Annotated in this window: 5 protein-coding genes and 1 pseudogene; 4 read left to right on the top strand and 2 right to left on the bottom strand. The window is 66.6% G+C overall.

From position 1 onward, the window contains the following. The first annotated feature begins 9 nt into the window (after positions 1–9). Complete coding sequence (locus A5782_RS20425) at positions 10–435, top strand: DUF3349 domain-containing protein (RefSeq protein WP_067103908.1); 426 nt, start codon at positions 10–12, stop codon at positions 433–435. Between the two features lie 5 nt (positions 436–440). On the opposite strand, the gene A5782_RS20430 is transcribed toward A5782_RS20425, so the two are convergent. Together A5782_RS20430 and A5782_RS20435 are read right to left on the bottom strand one after the other, a co-directional pair. Beyond that, positions 441–1,481: an NAD(P)-dependent alcohol dehydrogenase gene (locus A5782_RS20430; RefSeq protein ID WP_067103909.1), complete on the bottom strand. Its 1,041-nt coding sequence runs from the start codon at positions 1,479–1,481 to the stop codon at positions 441–443. 118 nt (positions 1,482–1,599) lie between these two features. Further along, on the bottom strand, positions 1,600–2,655 hold the full coding sequence (locus A5782_RS20435) for an iron-siderophore ABC transporter substrate-binding protein (protein ID WP_156624033.1): 1,056 nt from the start codon (positions 2,653–2,655) through the stop codon (positions 1,600–1,602). A gap of 228 nt (positions 2,656–2,883) precedes the next feature. On the opposite strand from A5782_RS20435, the gene ctaD reads away from it, so the two are divergent. The 3 genes and pseudogenes from ctaD to A5782_RS20450 form a co-directional block, all read left to right on the top strand. Continuing rightward, positions 2,884–4,629, top strand: a complete 1,746-nt coding sequence (gene ctaD, locus A5782_RS20440; RefSeq protein ID WP_067103919.1) for a cytochrome c oxidase subunit I — start codon at positions 2,884–2,886, stop codon at positions 4,627–4,629. Positions 4,630–4,653: 24 nt separating this feature from the next. Continuing rightward, positions 4,654–5,892, top strand: a complete 1,239-nt coding sequence (gene serB, locus A5782_RS20445) for a phosphoserine phosphatase SerB (RefSeq protein ID WP_067103911.1) — start codon at positions 4,654–4,656, stop codon at positions 5,890–5,892. A gap of 45 nt (positions 5,893–5,937) precedes the next feature. Further along, positions 5,938–6,204 (top strand): annotated as a pseudogene (locus tag A5782_RS20450) (ATP-binding cassette domain-containing protein); the annotation flags it as partial. Between the last annotated feature and the right edge of the window lie 216 nt (positions 6,205–6,420).

Genomic DNA, 6,420 nt, shown 5'->3' on the forward strand with positions numbered 1-6,420 from the left:
ACTGTTGAGGTGACGAATACCGCCGCCTCTCACACCGCCAATTTCTGCCGTTCGGTACTTCGCTGGCTGCGCGCCGGCTATCCCGAGGGTGTCCCCGGACCCGACCGGGTGCCCCTGCTCGCGCTATTGCGCAGCACGCCGCTGACCGAGGAGCAAATCGCCGAGGTGGTGCGCGAAATCACCAAGGACGGATCCCCGGCGATCGCTGACGGTGTGATCGACCGCGACGAGATCGCCCACTTCATCTCCGACATGACCCACTACGACGCCGGGCCCGAGAACGTCATCCGGGTGGCCGCCACGCTGGCCGCCGTCGGATGGCCGCTGGCGGGCATCGACGTCAGCGAGGTCATTCCCGGTGACGAGTGGGGTGAGGCCGCCGAAATCGCCGCGCGCAGTGCGGCATCCGAGAGCACCCCGGGCGTCGCGCTGTAGGGCGCCTACAGCTTCGAGATGTCGATGACGAAGCGGTAGCGCACGTCGCTGGCCAGGACGCGCTCGTAGGCCTCGTTGATGTAGTCGGGCTCGATCAGCTCGATTTCCGGCGTCACATTGTGCTCGGCGCAGAAGTCGAGCATCTCCTGGGTCTCGGCGATGCCCCCGATGTTCGACCCGGACAGACTGCGGCGCGCCAGCGCCAGCGAGAACGCGCCCACCTCCATCGGGTGCTCGGGGATCCCCAATTCGACGAGCGTGCCGTCGACGTCGAGCAGGCTCAGGTAGTCATCGAGGTTCAGGTTCGCCGAGACCGTGTTCAGGATCAGGTCGAAGCTGTTGCGCAAGGTCTTGAAGGTCTCGCGCTCAGCGGTGGCGTAGTAATGCTTGGCGCCCAGCCGCAGTCCGTCTTCCATCTTCTTCAGCGACTGCGACAGCACCGTCACCTCGGCGCCCATCGCCGCGCCGAGCTTGACGCCCATGTGGCCCAGCCCGCCCAGGCCAATGATCGCCAGGCGAGTGCCCTGGCCGGCCTTCCAGTGCCGCAGGGGCGAGAACAGCGTGATGCCCGCGCACAGCAGCGGCGCCGCCTTGTCCAGCGGTAGCGAGTCGGGGATGCGCAAGACGAAGTTCTCGTCGACGACGATCGCCTGGCTGTAGCCGCCCTGCGTGATCGTGCCGTCTTTGTCGGTGGCGTTGTAGGTGAAGGTCGTGCCCCGACTGCAGTACTGCTCGAGGCCGGCCTTGCAACTGCTGCACTGACCGCAGGAGTTCACCATGCAGCCCACCCCGACGTGGTCGCCGACCTTGTGCCTGGTGACCGCGGAGCCCACGGCGCTCACGACACCGGCGATCTCGTGGCCCACGACCAGCGGGTAATTCGGTGTGCCCCATTCGCCTTTGGCCGTGTGGATGTCGGAGTGACAGATCCCGGCGAACTTGATGTCGATCGCCACGTCGTGGGGGCCAGGCTCACGCCGCTCGATGGTGGTCTTGGTCAGCGGTGCCGTCGGCGAGGTGGCGGCGTACGCCGAAACTGTGCTCATGAAAATCCCTCTTCGAGTCGATACGTCTGCAAGAAGTTTAGCTAAGGTAAAAGTCCTTCCGCCAATGGGCGGGGCGAATATCACCCTATGACGATGTATGCGTACCGGCTGACCGTCGTCAGTTGATGGGGGCGTTCACCAGGCGCAGGTCGTCGACGATGCCGCGGGCCGCGATCAGGCCCTCCCCGGTTTGCCATATCTCGTCGTTGACGATGTAGACCCGGTTGTCGCGATTGGCGGACAGCTTGCGCCATGGGTTGCTGTCCAGGATCGTGGCGGCCCGATCGGCGTCGGCCGGGGTGGTGCAGGAGAGATAGACCACGTCGGCGTCGGCGATCGAAAGGTCCGGGTTCTTCGCCAGGTCCGCGTCGCTGGCACCGATCTCGATGTAGGGCTTGTCGGTGAACCGCTGGGAGGCGGGCCGGTCCACGCCCACCGCCCCGAGCACGCTGGCCGGGAAGTTGTTGGCCCCGTACACCCGGATCGTGCCGGCCGTCAGCTGCACAACCGACGCCTGAAAGTGGGACGCGTCATGGCGCGCGCCGATGTCGGTCGCCCGCTGCGAAAAGCCGCTGACCAATGCGTCCACCGCGGCGCCGCGGCCGGTGGCGGCGCCGACGGCGCGCAGGTTGTCCTGCCAGGCCGCGCCCGGTGCGGCCGTGAACACCGCCGCGGCGATCGCGGTCAGCTGCGGATACAACGTGGGCGTCAACCCTTGCGACCCCAGGATCAGATCCGGGTGGGCGGCCGCGATCGCCTTCACGTCCGGGTGGGAGCGGCTGCCGACACCGGGTAGGCCGTGCACCGCGCCGCCCAGATAGGCGGGCTGACTCGTGGATCCGTCCGGCAGCGCCGCGCCGACCACGCGTGATTGCAAACCCAGCGCGCACAACGTGTCGAGCTGGTCGCCGGAGAGCACCACGATGCGCTGCGGATCCGCGGGCACCTGCACGACGTTCGGGTCGACGCCCGCGGCGTTGTGGACTTGCCGTTTCGACGAACCCGGATCGGCCGCGGCGGCATCCCGCGCGCACGACTCGTCGGGCCGGCGGTCGTTTCCGAGCACTCCGGCGCCCGCGATCTGGGTGGTGGGAGTCACCAGGGAACGGGTCGACGTCTGGCCGGCGGGTTTGTCGGACCCGCAGCCGCTGCAGGCCAGGGCGACCGCCGCCATCACCGCCGTCACCGGGGCCAGCCGGGCGGGTCTGATCACGCCGAACAACACGCGTCAGACGCTAACATCCGGCCAGTTCGGTGACGCCGCGCCGACGGACACGCCGCACCGCTGAGCCATTTACGACAGTTTGTAGGACCAGCCCTGACGTCGCCATCATCGACGGCTAAGATTCGTCTCAATACTGATTTTTCGGCCAGGGTCCGATCTGGATGTTTGGAGAAGCTGTTGACAGCCGAAGCGCCCCCTTTGGGAGAACTCGAGGCCGTTCGTCCGTACCCGGACCGGATGGGCCCCAAAGGGAACCTCGTCTACAAACTGATCACCACCACCGATCACAAGTTGATCGGCATTATGTACGTCGTCACTTGTTTCGCCTTCTTCTTCATAGGCGGGCTGATGGCGTTGCTGATGCGCACCGAGCTGGCCGCGCCTGGGCTGCAGTTCTTGTCGAATGAGCAGTTCAACCAGCTGTTCACCATGCACGGCACGATCATGCTGCTGTTGTATGCCACACCGGTGGTGTTCGGTTTCGCCAACTTGGTGCTGCCGCTGCAGATCGGCGCGCCCGATGTGGCGTTCCCGCGGCTGAACGCCTTCTCGTATTGGTTGTTCCTGTTCGGCGGGTTGATCGTATTGTCCGGCTTCATCGTCCCGGGCGGGGCCGCCGATTTCGGCTGGACCGCCTACACGCCGCTGTCTGATGCGGTGCACTCGCCCGGCGCCGGGGGGGACCTGTGGATCACCGGCCTGATCGTGGCCGGTTTGGGCACCATCCTGGGTGGGGTCAACATGATCACCACCGTGGTGTGCATGCGCGCGCCGGGTATGACGATGTTCCGGATGCCGATCTTCACCTGGAACATCCTGGTGACCTCGATCCTGATCCTGGTCGCGTTCCCGATCCTGACCGCGGCGCTGTTCGGGCTGGCCGCCGACCGACATCTGGGCGCCCATGTCTATGACGCCGCCAATGGCGGAGTCTTGTTGTGGCAACACCTGTTCTGGTTCTTCGGCCATCCCGAGGTCTACATCGTCGCTTTGCCGTTCTTCGGGATCGTCACCGAGATCATCCCGGTGTTCTCCCGCAAGCCGATCTTTGGCTACACCACCCTGGTGTATGCGACGCTGTCGATCGCCGCGCTGTCGGTCGCGGTGTGGGCGCACCACATGTTTGCCACCGGAGCCGTTCTGCTGCCGTTCTTTTCGTTCATGACGTATCTGATCGCGGTGCCCACCGGGATCAAGTTCTTCAACTGGATCGGCACGATGTGGAAGGGGCAGATCACCTTTGAGACGCCGATGCTGTTTTGCGTCGGCTTCCTCATCACCTTCTTGCTGGGTGGTTTGACCGGCGTGATGCTGGCCAGCCCGCCGCTGGACTTCCACGTCACCGACAGCTACTTCGTGGTCGCGCACTTCCACTACGTGCTGTTCGGCACCATCGTGTTCGCCACGTTCGCCGGGGTGTACTTCTGGTTCCCGAAGATGACGGGCCGGCTGCTCGACGACCGGTTGGGCAAGTTGCACTTCTGGTTGACGTTCATCGGGTTTCACACCACCTTCTTGGTGCAGCACTGGCTGGGCGACCTGGGCATGCCGCGCCGCTACGCGGACTACCTGCCCAGCGACGGCTTCCAGCCCTACAACGTCGCCTCGACGGTGGGCGCCTTCATCCTGGGCGCGTCGATGTTCCCCTTCGTCTGGAACGTCTTCAAGAGCTGGCGTTACGGCGAGGTCGTCACGGTCGACGACCCGTGGGGCTACGGCAACTCGCTGGAGTGGGCGACCAGCTGCCCGCCGCCGCGGCACAACTTCACCGAGCTGCCCCGAATCCGTTCGGAGCGGCCGGCATTCGAGTTGCACTACCCACACATGGTGGAGCGGCTGCGCGCCGAGGCGCATGTGGGCCGCGCGCACGGGCCCTCGGATAAGGACGTCACCAGACTGGACGACGTCCAGGTTCGCAGCTGATGGCCTGACGGGCGGCTGTCGGGAGTGAACTCACCACCCAAGGTGTCGGTGCTGATCACCGTCACCGGCGTGGATCAGCCGGGCGTGACGGCGAGCCTGTTCGATGCGCTGTCACGGCACGGGGTCGAGCTGCTCAACGTCGAACAGGTGGTCATCCGGCATCGTCTGACGCTGGGCGTGCTGGTGTGCTGCCCGGCCGACGTCGCCGACGGCGCGCAGTTGCGCACTGACGTCGAATCGGCCATCCACAAGGTGGGCCTCGATGTCAGCATCGAGCGCAGCGACGACGTGCCGATCATGCGGGAACCCTCGACCCACACCATTTTCGTGCTGGGCCGGCCCATCACCGCCGGTGCGTTCGGCGCGGTGGCCCGCGAGGTGGCGGGGCTGGGCGTCAACATCGACCTGATCCGCGGCGTCTCCGACTATCCGGTGATCGGACTGGAGCTGCGGGTCTCGGTGCCGCCGGGGGCGGACGGCGCGCTGCGGACCGTACTGAACCGGGTGTCGGGCGAGGAACAGGTCGATGTGGCGGTCGAGGACTACAGCCTGGAACGACGGGCCAAGCGGCTCATCGTGTTCGACGTCGACTCGACGCTGGTGCAGGGCGAGGTCATCGAGATGCTGGCGGCCCGGGCGGGTGCTGAGGGTAAGGTCGCCGCGATCACCGACGCCGCGATGCGCGGCGAGCTGGACTTCGCGCAGTCGCTGGAGCAACGGGTGGCGACGCTGGCGGGCCTGCCCGCCAGCGTGATCGACGAGGTCGCCGGTGCGCTGGAACTGATGCCCGGTGCCCGCACCACGCTGCGGACGCTGCGGCGCCTGGGATATGCCTGCGGTGTGGTGTCCGGGGGATTCCGCCGGATCATCGAGCCGCTGGCCGAGGAGCTGATGCTGGACTACGTCGCGGCCAACGAGCTGGAGATCGTTGACGGCACGCTCACCGGGCGCGTGATCGGGCCGATCGTCGACCGGGCCGGAAAGGCCGCGGCGCTAAGGGAATTCGCAAACCAAGTCGGGGTGCCGATGGCGCAGACCGTCGCCGTGGGCGACGGCGCCAACGACATCGACATGTTGGCCGCGGCCGGCTTGGGGATCGCGTTCAACGCCAAGCCGGCGCTGCGTGAGGTCGCCGATGCGTCGCTGAGCCATCCGTATCTGGACACGGTGCTGTTCCTATTGGGTGTGACCCGCGGTGAAATCGAGGCCGCCGACGCGGTCGACGGCGAGGTCCGCCGGGTGGAGATCCCGCCCAACTCGTAGCGACCCGACAGGTATTTCAGGGTCGCGGTACGGCACGATGGTCGGGTGCCCGAAAACGGAAGCGAGTCAGCCGACCCCGATCTGCTGCTCGACTTCAGGCAGGTGTCACTGCAGCGCGGTGGCAACGTCTTGGTCGGGCCGGTGGATTGGGCGGTCGAACTCGATGAACGCTGGGTGATCGTCGGGCCTAACGGGGCCGGCAAGACCTCGCTGCTGCGGATCGCCGCGGCGGCCGAACATCCCTCGTCCGGCATCGCTTTCGTGCTCGGCGAGCGGCTGGGCCGGGTCGACGTGACCGAGTTGCGATCCCGCCATCTGCCCAGCACCGCGTAGCCGGCCGACACCACGAGATCGCGTACCACCTCGTCGGTGGGTATCCGCTGCGCCAAAGCCGAGGAGCTGAGCCCGATCCGGGATCGCAACTCGGTCACGTCGACCCGGCCCAGCCGCTCGCCGAGCACGAAAGCGATGCCGGACGAGGGATGTTCGGCCGCCGCGGCGATCCGCAGCAGCGAGGTCTTGCCGGCC

This window comes from Mycobacterium sp. 852002-40037_SCH5390672 (assembly GCF_001665875.1).
Lineage (GTDB): Bacteria > Actinomycetota > Actinomycetes > Mycobacteriales > Mycobacteriaceae > Mycobacterium.

What these genes read in the sequence shown, in the direction of transcription:
- A5782_RS20430 (WP_067103909.1), bottom strand. Translation starts at nt 1,481, where the DNA reads ATGAGCACAGTTTCGGCGTACGCCGCCACCTCGCCGACGGCACCGCTG.
- A5782_RS20435 (WP_156624033.1), bottom strand. Translation starts at nt 2,655, where the DNA reads ATGGCGGCGGTCGCCCTGGCCTGCAGCGGCTGCGGGTCCGACAAACCC.